The sequence below is a fragment of the Paraburkholderia sp. LEh10 genome (assembly GCF_017814945.1).
Lineage (GTDB): Bacteria > Pseudomonadota > Gammaproteobacteria > Burkholderiales > Burkholderiaceae > Paraburkholderia.
In genome coordinates, this window is the sequence record NZ_JAGIPX010000025.1 from 72,388 (window position 1) to 90,851 (window position 18,464).

Sequence of the window (18,464 nt, forward strand, 5' to 3'; positions counted from 1 at the left end):
GCGCGCGCGGCTGTGCGTCCGGGGCTGTGAGAAAGGGTTCGGGCGGCCTTCCTGCCTAAGCGCGCCTCTGCTGGGCAGGCAGATCGATACGGCACCACGGCTGCGTCGCCCAGTGGCGCGCCTCGAAGGTGTCGATCGCGGCCTCGTCGCGCAGTGTCATGCCGATCATGTCGAGCCCTTCCACCAGCATCTGCTTCTGGCGCGGCGGCAGCGAGAACGGATAGCTTTTGCCCGACGGCGTGAGCACGACTTCGTTTTCGACGTCGATCGACAGTTGCTTGTCGCTGCCGTTCGCAAGCTCGGCGTGCAGCGCCTCGATCTGCTCAGGCTGCAGCGTGACGAGCAACAGCTGGTTGTTCGCCGAGTTGAAGTAAAAGATCTCGCCATAGCTCGGCGCGATCACCGCCTCGAAGCCGGCCTGCTGCAAGCCCCACACCGCATGTTCGCGGCTCGATCCGCAGCCGAAATTCGAGCCGCCGAGCAAGATCTTCGCGCGACGATATTCGGGGCGGTTCAGCACGAACTGCTCGCGGGCGCGGCCGCTTGCATCGAAGCGCAAGTCGTACAGCAGTCCTCGCGCAAGCCCTGATTTGTCGATGCCGAGCAGAAACTGCTTCGGCATGATCTGGTCGGTGTCGAGATTGTTGATCAGCAGCGGCGCGGCGACGCCCTCGATCACGAATGGCTCAGCCATGCATAAGCTCCTTGCGAACGTCGACGATGCGGCCCGCAATCGCGGCGGCTGCGGCCATCGCGGGGCTCATCAAATGAGTTTTGCTGTCGCGCCCCTGGCGCCCTTCGAAATTGCGGTTCGTCGTCGATGCGCAGCGCTCGCCCGGCGCGAGCACGTCGTCGTTCATCGCGAGGCACATCGAGCAGCCCGGCTGCCGCCATTCGAATCCCGCGTCGATCAGCACCTGCGCGATGCCCTCGCGTTCCGCCTGATCGCGCACCATGCCCGAGCCCGGCACGACCATCGCGCGCACGGTCGACGCGACCTTGCGGCCGCGCACGATCTGAGCGGCCGCGCGCAGATCCTCGATGCGCGCATTCGTACACGAGCCGATGAACACGCGGTCGATCGGTGTGCCCTCGATCGGCGCGCCCGCCGGCAGCCCGATGTAATCGAGCGCCTTGTGCATCGTCGTGATGTCGAGACGGGAGCCGTCCGCCGTAGAGGGGATGCGGCCGTCAACGGGTATCGCCTGTTCCGGGCTCGTGCCCCACGTGACGTACGGGGCGACGTGCCTCGCATCAAAGCGATGCTCGACGTCGAAATTCGCGTCGGCGTCCGAGCGCAATTGCGACCACGCGCGGCACGCGGCGTCGAGCGTCTTCGCATCGAGGTCCCGCACCTTGCCGCGCACGTAGTCCAGCGTCGTGCGGTCGGGCGCGATCAGCGCGGCGCGAGCGCCTGCTTCCACCGTCATGTTGCACAGAGTCATGCGGGCCTCGGCGGACAGCGCGGCAATCGCGTCGCCCGCATATTCGACCGCGTATCCGCGCGCGCCTTGCGCACCGATCCGCGCAATGATGTGCAGCACGAGATCCTTCGACGTCGTTCCCGGCGGCAACGCGCCGTCCACGACGATCCGCATGTCCTTCGCGACGCGGTACACGAGCGTCTGCGTTGCGAGCACGTGTTCGACCTCCGACGTGCCGATGCCGAACCCGAGCGCGCCGAGTGCGCCGTACGTGGTCGTATGGCTGTCGCCGCACAGCACGACCATGCCGGGGCGGATCAGCCCGATCTCGGGCGCGACGACGTGTTCGATGCCTTGCACGGGGTCGTCGATGTCGAACAGATGAATGCCATGTTCCGAGCAGTTGCGCCTGAAGTTCGCGGCCTGTTTCGCGGCATCGACGATCTCGATCGTGCGCGCCCGAACGGGCACGGGCCGCGTCGGAATCACGTGATCGACGACGCCCATCTGCTGGCGCGGACGCCGCACGCGCAGGCCTTTGTCGCTCAGCCCCGCGAATGCCTGCGGGCTGGTGTACTCGTTCATGATGTGCAGATCGGCATAGAGCAGGACATGCTCTGCATCGATGGTCGATACCGTATGCGAACCGACCAGTTTCCTGTAAAGCGTTTGTGAGGACATGGTGAGGGCCAGCCAGGAAGGATCAAGGGAAAGGATCAGTGCGGAAGAAACGACATCACGCGTTCGAGGAGCAACTCGGGCGCTTCTTCCGGAATGTAGTGGCCGCACGGCAATGGCTCGCCGCTTACACCGGCGCTCCAGCGACGCCATTGCGCCAGCGGATCGAAGCACTGGCCGACCACGCCGTCGGCGCCCCATAGCGCGAGGAACGGACAGACAATGCGCTTGCCCGCCGTGAAATCCGCGCGGTCGTCCTCGAGATCGATGGTGATCGACGCACGATAGTCTTCGCAGATTCCGTGTGCCGTCGCCGGGTTCGACAGGCAACGCAGATATTGCGCGTAAGCGTCGGGCGCAAACGGCTTCAGCCCGGCGCTGCGTGCGCCGATGGTCTGCTTCAGATACAGATCGGGATCGGCGCGAATCAGCGTTTCCGGGAACGGCGCCGGTCGCACGAGAAAGAACCAGTGCCAGTAAGCACGCGCAAACTCGAATGAAGTCTGTTCGTACATCTCGACGGTCGGTGCGACGTCGAGGGTCACGAGTTGCGTCACGGCATCCGGATGATCGAGCGCCATGCGTGCGGCGACGCGTCCGCCCCGGTCATGACCGACGACCGCGAACGACGTGAAGCCGTGGCTGCGCATGAGTTCGACCTGGTCGAGCGCCATCCGGCGCTTCGAGTAATTGGAGTGGTCGGCGGCGCCCTGCGGTTTGTCGCTGTCTCCATAGCCGCGCAGATCGGCGACGATCACCGTGAAATATGCGGCGAGCGTGGGCGCGACCTTGTGCCAGATCGCATGCGTTTGCGGATGGCCGTGCAGGAGCAGCAGCGCCGGGCCGCGTCCGCCTTTGACTGCGTGAATCCGAACGCCGTCGATGAATGCGGACGCATCCGCGAAACCTTCGAACATCGTTGTCTCCTAGAGCTGTTTTGCAGTCTAATTGATGCCACGAGCGATTGGGATTCCAGAAAAGCAATCCGGTCGTAACTTTATGGAACGAATCACGGGGGGCGAAATGGATGGCTTTTACGACCTGAATCTGTTCGCGCTGGTCGCGCGCAATCGCAACCTGGCGGCTGCGGCGCGCGAGCTTGGCGTGACACCGCCCGCCGTCAGCAAGCGGCTCGCGCAACTGGAGCAGCGCCTTGGCGTGCGGCTCGTGAACCGCACGACGCGGCGTCTGTCTCTGACGCCGGAAGGCGAGCTCTATCTCGCGAACGGCTCGCGCATCCTCGACGACCTGTCGGAGCTGGAGCAACTCGTCACCCGCAGCCGTGGCGAACCGACTGGCCTGCTACGCGTGAACGCGTCGTTCGGTTTCGGGCGGGCGCATGTTGCACCCGCCGTATCGGCGTTCATCGAGCGTTTCCCGTCGATGAAAATTCAATTGCAACTGACAGAGCGGCCGCTCAGTCTTCAGGAAGAAGGCTTCGATCTCGGCATCCGGTTTGGCGAGGTCCCCGATGCGCGCATCAATGCACGTCTGCTGCTGAAGAACCGGCGCATCGTGTGCGCATCGCCCGCGTATCTGAAGCGGCACGGCAAGCCATCCGCGCCACACGACCTGACGCGTCACGCATGTATCGTGCTGCGCGAGAACGACTCCGCTTACGGCACATGGCATTTCTCACGGGGCAAGCGTGTTGAGACGGTGAAAGTCGACGGCGCGTTGTCGAGTAATGACGGCAGCACCGTGCTGCAGTGGGCGCTCGATGGACGCGGCATCGTCGTGCGCTCGCAGTGGGAGATAAGCGATCACATCGAACGCGAAGAGCTGGTGCCGCTGCTCGCCGAATGGGCGCTGCCGAACGCGGACATTCACGCGATCTATCTGGAGCGCAACAGACTGTCTGCCAAGCTGCGCACGTTCGTCGACTTTCTGGGCGAGTTCCTGCGGAATGCGTTCGACGGGAAAATGTCGATGGGCGTTCGGGAAATCAACAAGTGAGCACGATTGTCGTAGATACCGCACCGCCGATCCGCACCCGATCCGCACCCGAAGCCGTTGCTCGACGCGCTGCTCCGAGGCGGCATATTGGGAACGATGTCCGAGCGTTTGTCGACGCCTTTCACAGCGACTATATTGCACTTGCCACTGCAGTTGGATCGTCCTGTTGAATGGACGACTACATAGTCCTTTGATGATGAGAGTGCGACGATGAAGATCCTGATGGTGCTGACTTCACATGATCAACTCGGTAATACCGGGAAGAAGACAGGCTTCTGGCTCGAAGAGTTTGCGGCCCCGTATTTCACGTTTCTGGATGCTGGCGTGGACATAACCGTAGCCTCGCCCAAGGGCGGACAACCTCCGCTCGATCCGAAGAGCGATACGCCGGAAGGGAAGACGGAGTTGACGGAGCGATTCAAGCAAGACCCTGCGGCGCAGAAGGTGCTCGCCAATACGGTCAAGCTCGAAACCGTCAAAGCCGACGACTACGATGCCGTGTTTTATCCGGGTGGGCACGGCCCCTTGTGGGATCTCGCGGAAGATCCGAAATCCATCGCGCTAATCGAGAATTTCTATAACCTGGGGAAAGCGGTGGCTTTTGTCTGTCATGCGCCAGGTGTATTGCGTCACGTGAAGGTGAACGGCGAGCCGCTCGTCAAAGGCAAGCGCGTGACAGGATTCACGAATTCCGAAGAAGAGGCGGTGCAACTCACAAACGTCGTGCCGTTTCTCGTCGAAGACGAACTGAAACGCCTTGGCGCACAGTTCGAAAAAGTCGACGACTGGCAAAGCCTGTCGATCATCGATGGGCGTCTGGTGACAGGGCAGAATCCTGCTTCGTCCAGAGCCGGCGCGCTGGATCTTCTCAAGGTCCTCAAGGAAAGTCAGCGCTAGCAACAAAAAGACATTGGACCGTCGAGGCAGGCGGGGAACAGGCGCACAAGCCGGGTGGGTCCGTCACGCCAAGAGAACAAATGACGGACCAACTTCATGTCTTCGCGCGGCGTGCCCGAATGAATATAGCGGACGCGCCGCGTTCGTCGAAGAGGCGGATTCGAATTGATGCATCGTCTGTCCATGATCAGAGGTTCAGGCCTGTGATCGACCGTACGTTTTGCGCTCGACGAACACGCTTGACGGCAGGAAAAGATGGCTCGTGTGCCGCCCCCAATCAACTAAACTTCAGCCAAATTTTGCGCATTTCTGTAGGTGCGCCGTCATTCTGCTGTGAGTGTGACGGCAGTAACGCGTCGTGTAATTGTCGGTGGAATACGTCCTTACAACCATTGCAGCAACACGGTTCGCCCGTGAACCACGATGGAGGCAACCATGCGCAGACGAAGCTTCATACAGATGGGCACCGCCGCACTCGCCGTCACGGGCCTAACGGTGGCAGTTTCCCCGCTGACGGTGGGTGATGCTTTTGCCACCGAGTCCAATGCAGCGAAGCGGGAGGAAATCGATGCGAAGGTCCGCGGGACCTTAACGCGGCTGTACTCGACAGTCAAAGGTTCGAAGGAACTCGTCGCCAAGGCGAATGGCGTTCTCGTGTTCCCATCTGTGCTGAAGGTCGGCTTCGTCGCCGGCGGCGAATATGGCGAAGGCGCGTTGCACGTAGGCGGGAAAACGGCTGGCTACTACAGCACGGTGGCGGGCTCTTTCGGTTTGCAGGCAGGCGCGCAATCGAAGGCTGTCATCTTCCTGTTCATGACACAAGATGCGCTCACCAAGTTTCGCAATTCCAAAGGCTGGTCGGTCGGTGGCGAAGGGTCGGTTGCGCTGCTGAAGGTCGGCGCGAACGGCGAGATCGATACGACGACGGCGACCGCGCCCGTCGAAGCGATCGTGCTGACCAATGCCGGCCTGATGGGTGACGTGTCGCTGTCGGGCACCAAGGTTTCGCGCCTGAAAATCTGATGATGGGCTCGCCGCGTTTGGCTGGCCAGCTTTGAACAGGCCGACGCGATCATCACTGAACGTATTCGACATCCGGTGCCGCGCTCAAGGCAGCTTCGCTTCGTTCGAATATGACGAAGCTGCCTTTCTCACCCAGTCAAAGCGTTGCTTCAGATCGCGGCTTTGCCAATCGATGCACCGCCATCGATCCTGCAACAGGGTTTATTATTGTCACGATTGTCAAGTTTGACTGTGCAGTCAAACTTGTCGCGCGCTGGCTTGCCAGAGCGAGCGAACCTCTTTCAACAGCTGTTGTGAGCCCGCATTATTTATCGGCCCTGTCGGCGATCGCATCCAGTTCCGCGAGCACCGCGTCGTCCAGGCGCAACTGCCCAGCGCTCAGATTCTCGCGTAAGTGTGCAAGGGCCGACGTGCCGGGAATCAAGAGAATATTCGGCGCGCGATGCAGCAGCCACGCGAGCGCCACCTGCATCGGCGTTGCGCCGATCCGCAGCGCGACGTCCGACAGCGCCGACGATTGAATCGGCGTGAATCCGCCGAGGGGGAAGAACGGCACATACGCGATTCCCTTCGCGGCGAGCGCGTCGACGAGTGCATCGTCTTCGCGCTGCACGATGTTGTAGTGATTCTGCACGCAGACGATCTCTGCGATGCGCTGTGCTTCTTCGATCTGCGCGGGCGTCACGTTGCTCAGGCCGATATGGCGCACGAGCCCTTCGCGCTGAAGCCCGGCGAGCGCCACCACCTGCTTTTCGATCGATCCTTCCGCAGGGCTATGGACGTTGCCCATGATGCGCACGTTCACGACATCGAGCGCATCGACACCGAGGTTGCGCAGATTGTCGTGCACGCCGCGCTTCAAGTCTTCCGGCTCCAGCGCCGGCAGCCACGCGCCGTCGTCGCCGCGAACCGCGCCGACCTTGGTGACGATCACGAGATTGTCCGGATAAGGGTGCAGTGCCTCGCGAATCAGCTGATTGGTGATGTGCGGGCCATAGAAATCGCTCGTATCGATGTGATTGACGCCCGCCGCAACTGCTTCGCGCAGAATCGCGATGCATGCGCCGCGGTCTTTCGGCGGCCCGAACACGCCGGGCCCCGCGAGTTGCATCGCGCCATAGCCCATGCGGCGCACGCGGCGGCCAGCCAGTTCAAAGGTGTCGGTGAAATCGGACTTCGGCATTGCGCTCTCCTCGATAAACGATGCCGTCAGTTTGGCCGGATTGCGCTGTTGAATAAAGCGACCTAAAGTGTACGGGCTGTTGAAAATCCCGAACAATGGCCATGGAACTCAACGATCTCGCCGCCTTCGTCTCGGTCGCCCGCGCGGGCGGCTTTCGCGACGCAGCGCGCATCAGCGGCGTCTCGGCATCGAGCCTCAGCATCGCCGTGCGCCGGCTCGAATCGAAGCTCGGCATGCGGCTGCTCAACCGGACCACGCGCAGCGTCGCGCCGACGGAAGCAGGACAGCGGCTGATCGACAAGCTGACGCCGCTTTTCAGCGAAATAGAAGCCGCGCTCGACGTGCTGAACGTCTTTCGCGACAAGCCGAGCGGCACGCTCAAGCTCAACGTGCCATCGAGCGCGGCGCGCGTCGTCTTGCCGTCCGTGATCGCGCCGTTTCTCATTGCGTATCCCGACATCCGCGTCGAAGTCGTCGTCGAGGACGGGTTCGTCGATGTGCTGTCGATCGGCTGCGACGCAGGCATTCGTTACGACGAGCGGCTGGAGCAGGACATGATCGCCGTGCCCATCGGGCCGCGCGTGCAGCGTTTCGCGACGGCCGCGACACCCGGCTATCTCGATGCACGCGGGCGGCCCGAGCATCCGCGCGACCTGCTCGCGCATGCGTGCCTGCGCGGCCAGTTCGCGGGCGGCGCGATGCCGACGTGGGATTTCGAGCGCGATGGTGAGGTCGTGCGGCTCGACCCGACGGGGCCGCTCGTCGTCAGGCCCGGTGCTGCAATCGATCTTGCGATCAGCATGGCGCTGGCGGGCGTGGGCGTCATCCATCTGTTCGAGGGCTGGCTGCGGCCCTATCTCGACAGCGGCGCGTTGGAGCCGATTCTCGAGCCGTGGTGGCAGCGCTTTTCAGGGCCGTTTCTCTACTATCCGGGGCGGCGTCATCTGCCTGCGCCGTTGCGCGCGTTCGTCGATTTCCTCAAGACGAATGGCGCGGCGGATGCACCGATCCCTTGAGTTCGATCGCAACAGGCGCGACTCGAACACTAGCTTATTTCCGTTGCCTGTCGCTATGCGCGCTCGCGGCGCGAATTGCATCGCCATCAAAAGCTGCTGAACGGTGGTTGACGACGGCTTTGCCGGTTTCGTTGCAAAGCCAACAAGAATGCGAGTGCAGTTCGAGAAACGCGTCGGCTCATGATGTGCGTAATGCGTGACGGGCGCGCACCCGACCAGCGAATGCGATGGAAATACGCGCGGCACCTCCTATGATAGGAAGCTCTGGTGCGGCCGCGGGCATCGACGGTTTCGACATGAATCTGTCACCGATCGGACAGCAGGAGCTACGCGACGCGAACATCGTGTACGGAGACGCTTGAAATGGACACTCCCTTGCAATCGACGCCACTGCCTGCCGATGAACTGCGCAAGATGGACCGCTACTGGCAGGCATGCAACTACCTGTCGGCGGGAATGATTTACCTGCGCGCCAATCCGCTGTTGCGCGAACCGCTCACCGCCGGGCACATCAAGAGGCGGCTGCTGGGTCACTGGGGCTCGGATCCGGGGCAGAGCTTTTTGCTGGTGCATCTGAACAGGGTCATCAAGCAGCGAAACCTGAATGTCATATTCATCTCCGGACCGGGCCACGGCGCGCCGGCGACGCTCGCGCATAGCTATCTCGAAGGGCGCTACTCGGAGATCTATCCGGATCGGGCCGAGACGGTAGAAGGCATGGAGCGTCTTTTCAGGCTGTTTTCGTTTCCGGGCGGCATCGGCTCGCACTGCACGCCCGAAACGCCGGGCTCGATCCATGAGGGCGGCGAGCTTGGCTACAGTCTTTCGCACGCTTATGGCGCGGCCTTCGACAATCCCGATCTGATCGTCGCCGCGATGATCGGCGACGGCGAGGCGGAGACGGGACCGCTTGCCACCTCCTGGCATTCGAACAAGTTCCTCAATCCCGCGCGCGATGGCGCGGTGCTGCCCGTTCTGCATCTGAACGGCTACAAGATCGCCAATCCGACGATCCTCGCGCGCATTCCGCACGACGAACTCGAAGCGCTTCTGACGGGCTATGGATACAAGCCATGGTTCGTCGAAGGCGACGATCCGCCGACGATGCACCAGCAGATGGCGGCCACGCTCGACCGCTGCGTCGATGAGATTCAAGCGATCCAGCAGCACGCGAGAGAGAACGGCGACATGCAGCGGCCACGCTGGCCGATGATCGTGCTCCGAACCCCGAAAGGATGGACGGGGCCGCGCGAGTTCGGCGGCCACAAAATAGAAGGATCGTGGCGCGCGCACCAGGTCCCCGTCGCCGATCCCGCGAGCAATAGCAAGAGCCTCGCGCTCGTCGAGGAATGGCTGCGAAGCTACAACCCCGAAGAACTGTTCGACGAATCGGGGCGTCTCGTCGAAGAACTGCGCGCGCTCGCGCCCGTTGGGCCACGGCGTATCAGCGCGAATCCCCATGCGAATGGCGGCGAGCTGTGCAAGGCGCTCGACCTGCCGCAGTTCGAAGAGTACGCCGTCGAAGTGAAAAAGCCCGGGGCCGACTATCTTTCGCCGACGGAAGTACTCGGCAAGTTTCTGCGTGACGTGATGCGCCGGAACATGGAGACCTTTCGCGTATTCGGTCCTGACGAAACGGCCAGCAACAAGCTCACCGCAATCTATGAAGCGTCACAGAAGACATGGCTCGCGCAGATGCTGGAAACGGACCGCGACGGCGGCGACCTGTCCGTCGATGGCCGCGTGATGGAGATGCTCAGTGAGCACACGCTGGAAGGCTGGCTCGAAGGCTATACGCTCACGGGGCGGCACGGTCTGCTCGCGACGTACGAGGCCTTCGTGCACGTGATCGATTCGATGTTCAACCAGCACGCGAAGTGGCTGGAGAAGGCCAAGCGCGAACTGCGGTGGCGACAGCCCGTGCCGTCGCTGAACCTGCTGATTACATCGCTTGTCTGGCGTCAGGACCATAATGGCTTCACGCACCAGGACCCCGGTTTTCTCGACGTCGTGACGAACAAGAGCCCGGATGTGGTGCGCATCTACCTGCCGCCGGACGCGAACTGCCTGTTGAGTGTCGCCGACCATTGCCTGCGTTCGCGCGACTACGTCAATGTGATCGTCGCCGACAAGCAGCCGCATTTGCAGTATCTGGACATGAAGGCGGCCGTCACGCATTGCACGAAAGGCATCGGCATCTGGGATTGGGCGTCCACCGATCAAGGCCACGAGCCGGATGTCGTCATCGCAAGCGCCGGCGATATTCCGACCATGGAAGCGCTCGCGGCAGTGGAAATCCTCAAGGCAAAGTTTCCGGATCTGAAAATCCGCTTCGTGAATGTCGTCGATCTGTTCCGGCTGATGCCGGCATCGGATCATCCACACGGGTTGTCAGCGCGTGATTTCGATTCGCTGTTCACGACCAGCAAACCAGTGATCTTCAATTTTCATTCGTACGCTTCGCTGGTTCACAAGCTCACTTACCGGCGCACCAACCACGAGAACATTCATGTCCACGGCTATGCGGAGAAGGGCAACATCAATACGCCGCTCGAACTGGCGATCATCAACGGCATCGACCGGTTCACGCTCGCGATCGATGTGATCGACCGCGTGCCGCGTCTGCGCGGCGTAGGCGACCATGTGAAGGAGAGCATGCGCGATCAGCGGATCGAGCACCTCCAATACGCGCATACGGAAGGCATCGACTGCGACGAAATTCGCGAGTGGAAGTGGCAGGGATAAAGGCGCGCTCCGCCAGCCTGCGGCCAGCTTCGTCCGATGGCGAACCGAACGTCCGTTCGGGTTATGTTCTGTCCCCAAACTTGTCAGATGGGCGGGCATGCCCGATACTGGAAAGTTGCACCGTATTCCTCCCTCTCGTCGACTTAACGTTTTGCATATGAGCACAATTCTTGAAAGTCTTCCGGCTGGCCAAAAGGTCGGTATTGCATTCTCCGGCGGCCTCGACACTAGCGCCGCGCTGCACTGGATGCGCCTGAAGGGCGCCGTGCCGTATGCGTACACGGCCAATCTCGGACAGCCTGACGAGGACGACTACGATTCGATCCCGCGCCGCGCAACGGAATATGGCGCCGAAGGCGCGCGCCTGATCGACTGCCGCGCGCAACTGGTCGCGGAAGGCCTTGCGGCCCTGCAGTGCGGCGCGTTCCACATTTCGACGGCGGGCGTCACGTACTTCAACACGACGCCGATCGGCCGCGCCGTGACGGGCACGATGCTCGTCGCCGCGATGAAGGAAGACGGCGTCAACATCTGGGGCGACGGCAGCACATACAAGGGCAACGACATCGAGCGTTTCTACCGCTACGGCCTGCTGGTGAACCCGGACCTGAAGATCTACAAGCCGTGGCTCGACCAGCAGTTCATCGACGAACTCGGCGGCCGCGCCGAAATGTCGGAGTTCATGCGCCAGTCGGGCTTCGAATACAAGATGTCGGCCGAGAAAGCCTATTCGACCGACTCGAACCTGCTCGGCGCGACGCACGAAGCGAAGGACCTCGAAAGCCTCGAAAGCGGCATCAAGATCGTCAACCCGATCATGGGTGTCGCCTTCTGGCGCGACGACGTGCAGATCGCGAAGGAAGAAGTGACGATCCGTTTCGAAGAGGGCCAGCCCGTCGCGCTGAACGGCAAGACCTTCCCGAATGCTGTCGAACTGGTGCTCGAAGCGAATCGCATCGGCGGCCGCCACGGCCTCGGCATGAGCGATCAGATCGAAAACCGCATCATCGAGGCGAAGAGCCGCGGCATCTACGAAGCCCCGGGCCTCGCGCTGCTCTACATCGCGTATGAGCGGCTCGTCACGGGCATCCACAACGAAGATACGATCGAGCAGTACCGCGAGAACGGCCGCCGCCTCGGCCGCCTGCTGTACCAGGGCCGCTGGTTCGATCCGCAGGCGATCATGCTGCGTGAAACGGCGCAGCGCTGGGTGGCGCGTGCGATCACCGGCGAAGTGACAATCGAGCTGCGCCGCGGCAACGACTACTCGATTCTCAGCACGAAGTCGCCGAACCTGACGTACCAGCCCGAGCGCCTGTCGATGGAGAAGGTTGCCTCGACGTTCTCGCCGCGCGACCGCATCGGCCAGTTGACGATGCGCAACCTCGACATCACCGATACACGCGACAAACTGCGCATCTACTCGCAAGTTGGGCTGCTGGCGTCGGGCGAGGCATCGGCGCTGCCGCAGATCAAGGGCGATACCGAATAAGCGGTCCCTTTGATGAGCCGCGCGGCGGGCACGCCACATCTGGTGGCAGTGCGCGTCGCGCGGCGCTGTTTTTTGCTCGTCCCGGTCTATTGATCGTTTAATCCCTTCCCGTCGAGAATGTGCGGCGTGCATTTTTCGATTCTCGATTCCCGCGTCTTGGATTGTTTTGCCGCGGAAAAATGCAGGATATACGCTCGTTGACGTCCCGGGGTTAACGATTCAAACGCGGTTTTCAGGGCCGGCATTTCATCCAGCTTAGTTTTGAATTCTTCCGGCATGTTGAATTCATCGGTCTTTTTAAAAGTTACCTTCAGGCCAGATTTTTCAACCTTGATCGCTTCGCGGACATACGATTTCAGGACGGATTCCATCCTGGTTATCTCCAGGAGACCCGTGAACCTTATCTGACGGGCCGACTGAACATTCTCCGTCTGCTGGATCAAAATGCCCCTGGGATCTTTCATCAACGCACCCTTGACGAACAGAAGCGCGCAATACTCGTTGAACGCATGTATTATGACGACGTTTTTATCATCGAGCGTGTAGCAGGGAACACCCCATTTCAATTCCTCGGTCAAATCGCAGTCGAGAACAATCGCTCTCAGTTTCTCAAGCTCTTCTCGCCATTTTTTGACCTTGCCTAAATAAGCGTCGACCTTGGGATTCATTTCCGGCCCTTCGGCAATAAATAGAGTGGGCTCATTATTTGAGCCGGAAATGATGTTGTCAATCCGGCCAGGCATCGGCGAAATGTCAAATGGGAACGCTCGCGCGCGATAGCAATCAAAGCGCGATCGCACATGGAAAAATCAGCCAGATGAAGACGACGAAAATTTCGATCATGGTGCTCGCGCTGGCCGCGTTCAGCCCGCTCGCTCATGCGAGCCTCGCCACGGGCGCGCATCAGTTCAAGAACGATGTGAAGACCGCGGGCAGGAAGACAGGGCACGCGGCGCGCGACGCCGCGCATGCGGTCGGACATGGTGCGAAAACGGCCGGCCACGCCGTCGCCGATACGGCGAAGCATGGCTATCACGCGACGAAGAAGTTCGTGACAGGGCACGCTTAAGGCCCGATCGCGTCGTCGCTCATGCGGCCTTGCGATGCGCTGGCCGTTACCCAGCGCGGCCCGGCGCACTTCGCGCATCGGTGGTTTTTTTCTTCTTTGCGATGGGCGCATCCGGGCAGATCGACAGGACGGGACGCAGCCGTTGCAAGGCCGGTGTCGCCGATTTGAAGGGGCGAGCGTGCGCCTGGCCAGCACGTCGCTCGCTCACTCAACGTAGCACGTAATCCGCATGCCAGGACGCGTAGAGGAAATGCGGTTTGCACCGACGCGGCGCGCGGCGGGGCCTCATGCGCGACGCCTATTCCGTCTTCGTCACCGGCACCGATGCTTCGCTCGTCAGCATCAGGAATGTCAGCGTCTCGCGCAGATAGAGGCGCACGGTTGTGTCCGTATGACTCTGATAGCCGATCGACACATCCTGGCCGAGATGCAATTCGTAGTCGCCGCCGCGCATCGACAGCACGCTCCCGCCCTCGATCGCGGGCGCCCAGATGATGTCGCCGTTGACGATCCGCTTGATGTGCTCGATGACGGGATAGCCCTGGTCGCGTGCTTCGCCGAGCGCCGTGTACGCGTCGGCGCCGAGCAGCACGGAATAGGGGCCGTCCACGCCGGCGAGGCGCAACTGTTCGAGTGCGTTGCCGATCGCGTTCGGATAGTCGGCGACGTCGGCGGGCAGCGCGAGTGGCGGGTTCGACGACCCTTCGCGAACGCCGATGATGCCCGCCGCCTTATAGCCGTCGAAGATCGCGCGGTCCTCGGCGTAGGCGAGCTCCTTCGCGGCGTCCTTTGCGGGCTGCCAGTCGGAGTCGTTCGCGCCGCGTTCGACGGCGTCGATCGCGTCGCGTTGCAGTTCGAACGGCACGGTCAGCTGAACGAGCGCCCGCACGTCGGACAGCTTTGCGGCGACACCGTGATGCGGCGCCGTGATCGCAAGCTGGTGCCCCGTGCCCACGGCGGACAGATCGGTGCCGCCCGGACCTTTGACGTCGACCACGCGACGTCCGGCGACGCTGCGCTTGAAGGTGCGCGCCACTTCCTCTTCGATTTGCGCCCACGCGGCACTGGAGATCGGGGCAAGCTCACGATGCAGGTTATTCATATTGCGAGGTTCCTTTCAGAGATCCGATATTCAGCGAGCCATCGTGGCGCGGCTCGATGGAAACGGGTGGTTCGGGCGGCGCGCCGGCGTCGTCATCGGCGGCGGCCTGCTGCGGATCGCGGTCCGCGAGTGCTTCGAGCAAACCGGCTGATGGCACGAAGAACAGGCCTCCCGTGACGGCGCGGCTGTAGTCGAGCAGCCGGTCGTAATTGCCCGGTGGCCGTCCGATGAACATGTTTTCGAGCATCTTTTCGAGCGGCTCGGGCGAGCGGGCGTAGCCGATGAAGTAGGTTCCGAACTCGCCGGAACCGGGGCGGCCGAACGGCATGTTGTCGCGCAGGATCTTCACTTCCTGGCCGTTTTCGACGAGCGTCGTCAGCGAACTGTGCGACGACGTCGGCTTGACGGCATCGTCGAGCTCGATATCGGACAGCTTCGTGCGGCCGATGATGCGCTCCTGCGTCTCGACGGACAGCGCGTTCCAGCCGTCCATATCGTGCAGGTACTTTTGCACGAGCACATAGCTGCCCGCTGCGAACCCGGGGTCTTCGTCGCCGATCATCGTGAAGTCGACGGCCTCGCGGCCCGTCGGGTTCTCGGTGCCGTCGACGAAACCGACCATGCTGCGCAAGTCGAAGTAGCGAAAGCCGTGCACCTCGTCGACGACGGTGATGGCGTCGCCGAGCCGGCGCAGCAACTGCGTGGCGAGCTCGAAGCAGAGGTCCATCTGATCGGCGCGGATATGCAGCAGCACATCGCCCGGCGTCGCGATCGCGCGGCGTCCGGGCGGACCGAATTCGCGAAACGGATGAAGCAGCGCGGGGCGCGGGGCGCCGAACAGCGTGTCCCACGCGTCGGAGCCGAAGCCGCACACGCACGACAGGTTGCCGGAAGGCACGCGCTTGCCGACCGAGCGCACGAGGGCGGCGACGTCCGCACACCATGCGCGCACAGTGCCGGCCGAGTCCTCGCCGGTGTCGAGCGTCGCGACGATGAAGATCGCGCTGCGGGTGATGGGACTGTAGACGGCCTGGGGTTCTGGAGTGTCGTTGGGCATCGGATCACGTCCTGTTGAAACCGTTGCTGGTGGCGACAAAGGCGAAAGCTCGCCGCATGGGAGAGTAACGCGATCAAGAAATTTTGTCGCCCGAGGGGATCGTCATGTTCCGCCGCGTGATTTTCAGCTTTCACGCAGGAGCAATCTCGCGTGTTTCCATCCGGCATGGCGTGGTCTTGCAACAAAGCGGCATTTGCGCAACGCGACATGCACTCACTCCTTTGGCCGAACGTGGAAGCAAGCGTAACGTGTTCGACACAATGGAATTTGCTCGCGCTGCACCGATGCTTCGAATTTGCACGACTGGCTCCGACATTGGCAGAGCGCGGTCGCGCCCGCATGCTGCCGTTGCTGGCTCACTCTCCGCTAATACTGACGTCGCATACTCCGTCGCACGTCATCGGAAAGGAGTGGCATCATGAATGGAGTGTCTTGTGGAGTATCTTGTGGCGTTCGATCGGCGAATGGTTCTGTCGTCATACCCGCGATCGGACTTGAAATGAAGGTGCGTATTTCGCCAAAGGCGACGGGCGGCCGTTTCACACTGATCGAGACGACCCACGCGCCAGGCTATGGACCGCCGTTGCACCGGCATCGTGAAGCGGAATACTTTTATGTGCTGAACGGGCGATATCTGTACGAGGTGAATCACGCGCGCTTCGAAGTGGAAGCGGGCGACACGGTGATGGTGCCGGGCAATGTGCCACACGGTTTCGTGAACATCGATACGCAACCATCGAAGCAACTGGTGCTGCTGGAGCCGGGCCTCGACGCAATGGCCTTTTTCATGGAGCTTGGCGGCGTCATGAAAGACGGCGAGCTGAATGTGGAGGCGCGAAACGTATTTAGCGCGAGATGGGGCGTCGATTTTCTCGGGCCGCCGCTGAAGCCCGCTCGCGTGTCGGTGTGCGAAGGGCTTCAGGGTTGAGCGAAGCGCGTGTCGCGGCTGCCTGAGCGGGCGATGCAGCGCTTAAGGCAGTTCGTGCAAACAGGCATTCGCACGCGTGCGGCCAACGGCATCGCGATCAGAAGATTTGCCAGCGACGAATTTGGCGATTCGCCATCCGAATACGATGGCGGGGCCGAGTGTCGTGCCCGGTCCCGGATAGGTGCCGCGAAAGATCGACGCCAGATCGTTGCCGCACGCGAAGAGCCCGGGAATCACCGCACCATTCGCATCGAGCACTTCGCCGTTGGCGGTGCCCGCAAGCCCGGCGCTGCACGCGAGATCGGCGGGCCATACCGTGACGGCGTAATAGGGCCCGTCGCCAAGCGGGCGCACGCACGGATTGGGCTGTTGCGCGGCATCGCCGTTGAAGCGGCTCATGGGACTCGCGCCCCGCCCGAATAAAGGATCTTCGCTCGATACGGCATGACGGTTATAGGTTTCGACCGTGCGCGCAAGACCGTCTGCATCGACGCCCAGTTTCATCGCCAGTTCGGCCAACGTTGCGCCCTTGACCAGATAGCCGGACCGTTCGAACCCGGCAATGCGCGCGCTGCTGCGGCCGGGCATCAGCAGACCCAATCCATAGTCGCGGATGAACGCCGCATCGACGATCAGGTGAGCGGGCACGCTGGGCCCATCGCCTGCGTCGTGCAACATGCCCATCACGAAGTCGTGGTACGAGTTCGACTCGTTGACGAAGCGCTGCCCCCGGCTGTTGACGGCGATCAGCCCGGGCTTCGCGCGATCGAGAATGATGTGCGGCCATACGCTGTCGCTGCCGTCACGCGAACGGCGAATCGAGCAGGGCATCCAGAGCCCGGGGCTATCGCCGCCGTTATCGAGCCGCGCATCGATCTGCAGTGCGCTGCTCACGCCGTCACCCGTGTGTGTATCGGGCGATAGTGAAAGCCGTTGCGCGGCGGCGGGGAACAGTTGCTTGCGCAATTCCGGATGACGTGTGATCCCACCCGTTGCGAGCACGACACCAACGCGCGCGCCGATGCGCTTGCGTGAGCCGTCTGTCGAGCCCGTCACCGCGCCCGTCACTCTGCCGTCCTCGCGTATCAGTTCGATCAGCGGTGCTTCGAAGCGCACGTCGACGCCGCGTTTGCGCAGGCTATGAAAGAGCCGGGCGGCGAGCGCATTGCCCATCACCAGTTGCGTGCCGCGCGGATAGCGCAAGCGGTCGATCAGACAGCGGCCCACGACGGCGGCCGTCCGCGTGAAATGACGGGCGGATGCGAACGGCGACAGCAACGCGCCAAGATCGCTGCGATTGACCATCATCCCGCCAAGACCCATGAACTCCTTGCGCGGCGGCCTGACGCGCGAGAAGTCCTTGCCGAGCACGCGGGCGTCGAACGGCATGGGCGCGAGCGCGCGGCCGCCGAACGCCGCGCCGGGGCCAGTGACGTAGTCGGGGTGCGCGGCCGCCGCGATGAACTTGACATCGCTGATGCGCTGCAATTCATCGATGGCGAGCGGGCCGCTTTGCAAAAACGCTTCGCGCGCTTCATCGCCGCCACGCTCGCTTACCACCGATTGCAGAAAGCGCCGCGCATCGTCGACGCTATCGGGCACGCCGGCATCGACGCTCAGCCGCGTGCCTGGCACCCAGGTCGTACCGCCCGACGTCGACGTAATGCCGCCGACGGCATCGGTTTTCTCGCATACGAGGACTTTCAATCCTTCATGATGGGCGATCAGCGCGGTGGTCATTCCCGCTGCGCCCGCGCCGAAAATGAGCAGATCGACTTCTTCGTCCCAATGGCCGTCATGGTTTGATTGCATGCGTATGTCTCTTGCGTTCCGTGATCGAGTGGTGAATGTCATGGCGCGCCCGATACGCCGCGCGTCCGTGACGATGGCCGTT

At 62.2% G+C, this 18,464-nt stretch carries 16 protein-coding genes; 8 read left to right on the top strand and 8 right to left on the bottom strand.

The features are described 5' to 3' along the window. Window positions 1-55 precede the first annotated feature (55 nt). From leuD to J8I87_RS21435, 3 genes are read right to left on the bottom strand one after another with little or no spacing between them, the layout of a single operon-like run. Window positions 56-694: a 3-isopropylmalate dehydratase small subunit gene (gene leuD, locus J8I87_RS21425; protein WP_209933853.1), complete on the bottom strand. Its 639-nt coding sequence runs from the start codon at window positions 692-694 to the stop codon at window positions 56-58. Next, entirely contained in the window at window positions 687-2,105 is a 1,419-nt protein-coding gene (gene leuC / locus J8I87_RS21430) for a 3-isopropylmalate dehydratase large subunit (RefSeq protein WP_209933854.1), read from the bottom strand. Before leuC ends, leuD begins: the two co-directional genes overlap by 8 nt. 35 nt (window positions 2,106-2,140) lie before the next feature. Then, window positions 2,141-3,019: an alpha/beta fold hydrolase gene (locus tag J8I87_RS21435; RefSeq protein ID WP_209933855.1), complete on the bottom strand. Its 879-nt coding sequence runs from the start codon at window positions 3,017-3,019 to the stop codon at window positions 2,141-2,143. A gap of 106 nt (window positions 3,020-3,125) precedes the next feature. Here J8I87_RS21435 and J8I87_RS21440 point away from each other — a divergent pair, with 106 nt between their 5' ends. The 3 genes from J8I87_RS21440 (at window position 3,126) to J8I87_RS21450 (ending at window position 5,978) form a co-directional block, all read left to right on the top strand. Beyond that, a complete protein-coding gene (locus J8I87_RS21440) occupies window positions 3,126-4,058 on the top strand; it encodes a LysR family transcriptional regulator (RefSeq protein ID WP_209933908.1) in 933 nt (310 codons plus the stop codon). Between the two features lie 210 nt (window positions 4,059-4,268). Beyond that, window positions 4,269-4,955, top strand: a complete 687-nt coding sequence (locus J8I87_RS21445) for a type 1 glutamine amidotransferase domain-containing protein (RefSeq protein WP_209933856.1) — start codon at window positions 4,269-4,271, stop codon at window positions 4,953-4,955. 435 nt (window positions 4,956-5,390) lie between these two features. Then, entirely contained in the window at window positions 5,391-5,978 is a 588-nt protein-coding gene (locus J8I87_RS21450; protein WP_209933857.1) for a YSC84-related protein, read from the top strand. A 304-nt stretch (window positions 5,979-6,282) separates the two neighbouring features. On the opposite strand, the gene J8I87_RS21455 is transcribed toward J8I87_RS21450, so the two are convergent. Then, window positions 6,283-7,161 carry an aldo/keto reductase family oxidoreductase gene (locus tag J8I87_RS21455; RefSeq protein WP_209933859.1) on the bottom strand — a complete coding sequence of 293 codons (879 nt, stop codon included), beginning with the start codon at window positions 7,159-7,161 and terminating at the stop codon, window positions 6,283-6,285. 101 nt (window positions 7,162-7,262) lie between these two features. Between J8I87_RS21455 and J8I87_RS21460 the strand changes: the two genes are divergently transcribed. The 3 genes from J8I87_RS21460 (at window position 7,263) to argG (ending at window position 12,414) form a co-directional block, all read left to right on the top strand. Further along, window positions 7,263-8,177 carry a LysR family transcriptional regulator gene (locus tag J8I87_RS21460; protein ID WP_209933860.1) on the top strand — a complete coding sequence of 305 codons (915 nt, stop codon included), beginning with the start codon at window positions 7,263-7,265 and terminating at the stop codon, window positions 8,175-8,177. A gap of 363 nt (window positions 8,178-8,540) precedes the next feature. Beyond that, the gene (locus J8I87_RS21465) at window positions 8,541-10,922 is read left to right on the top strand and encodes a phosphoketolase (RefSeq protein ID WP_209933861.1); all 2,382 of its coding nucleotides are present in this window, start codon (window positions 8,541-8,543) and stop codon (window positions 10,920-10,922) included. Between the two features lie 157 nt (window positions 10,923-11,079). Further along, window positions 11,080-12,414, top strand: a complete 1,335-nt coding sequence (gene argG, locus J8I87_RS21470) for an argininosuccinate synthase (RefSeq protein WP_209933862.1) — start codon at window positions 11,080-11,082, stop codon at window positions 12,412-12,414. 86 nt (window positions 12,415-12,500) lie between these two features. Here argG and J8I87_RS21475 read toward each other — a convergent pair whose 3' ends face one another. Beyond that, window positions 12,501-13,082 carry a YdeI/OmpD-associated family protein gene (locus J8I87_RS21475; RefSeq protein WP_209933863.1) on the bottom strand — a complete coding sequence of 194 codons (582 nt, stop codon included), beginning with the start codon at window positions 13,080-13,082 and terminating at the stop codon, window positions 12,501-12,503. A gap of 149 nt (window positions 13,083-13,231) precedes the next feature. Between J8I87_RS21475 and J8I87_RS21480 the strand changes: the two genes are divergently transcribed. Further along, window positions 13,232-13,483: a hypothetical protein gene (locus J8I87_RS21480; RefSeq protein ID WP_209933864.1), complete on the top strand. Its 252-nt coding sequence runs from the start codon at window positions 13,232-13,234 to the stop codon at window positions 13,481-13,483. A gap of 298 nt (window positions 13,484-13,781) precedes the next feature. Here J8I87_RS21480 and J8I87_RS21485 read toward each other — a convergent pair whose 3' ends face one another. Both J8I87_RS21485 and J8I87_RS21490 read right to left on the bottom strand, forming a co-directional pair. Next, a complete protein-coding gene (locus J8I87_RS21485; protein ID WP_209933866.1) occupies window positions 13,782-14,585 on the bottom strand; it encodes a family 1 encapsulin nanocompartment shell protein in 804 nt (267 codons plus the stop codon). Next, window positions 14,578-15,642: a Dyp-type peroxidase gene (locus tag J8I87_RS21490; protein ID WP_209933867.1), complete on the bottom strand. Its 1,065-nt coding sequence runs from the start codon at window positions 15,640-15,642 to the stop codon at window positions 14,578-14,580. The genes J8I87_RS21485 and J8I87_RS21490 overlap by 8 nt, the downstream gene beginning before the upstream one ends. A 499-nt stretch (window positions 15,643-16,141) precedes the next feature. On the opposite strand from J8I87_RS21490, the gene J8I87_RS21495 reads away from it, so the two are divergent. Beyond that, complete coding sequence (locus J8I87_RS21495; RefSeq protein WP_245254061.1) at window positions 16,142-16,570, top strand: cupin domain-containing protein; 429 nt, start codon at window positions 16,142-16,144, stop codon at window positions 16,568-16,570. 42 nt (window positions 16,571-16,612) lie between these two features. Here J8I87_RS21495 and J8I87_RS21500 read toward each other — a convergent pair whose 3' ends face one another. After that, window positions 16,613-18,382, bottom strand: coding sequence for an FAD-dependent oxidoreductase (locus tag J8I87_RS21500; protein WP_209933869.1), 1,770 nt, complete (start codon window positions 18,380-18,382; stop codon window positions 16,613-16,615). Window positions 18,383-18,464: the final 82 nt, after the last annotated feature.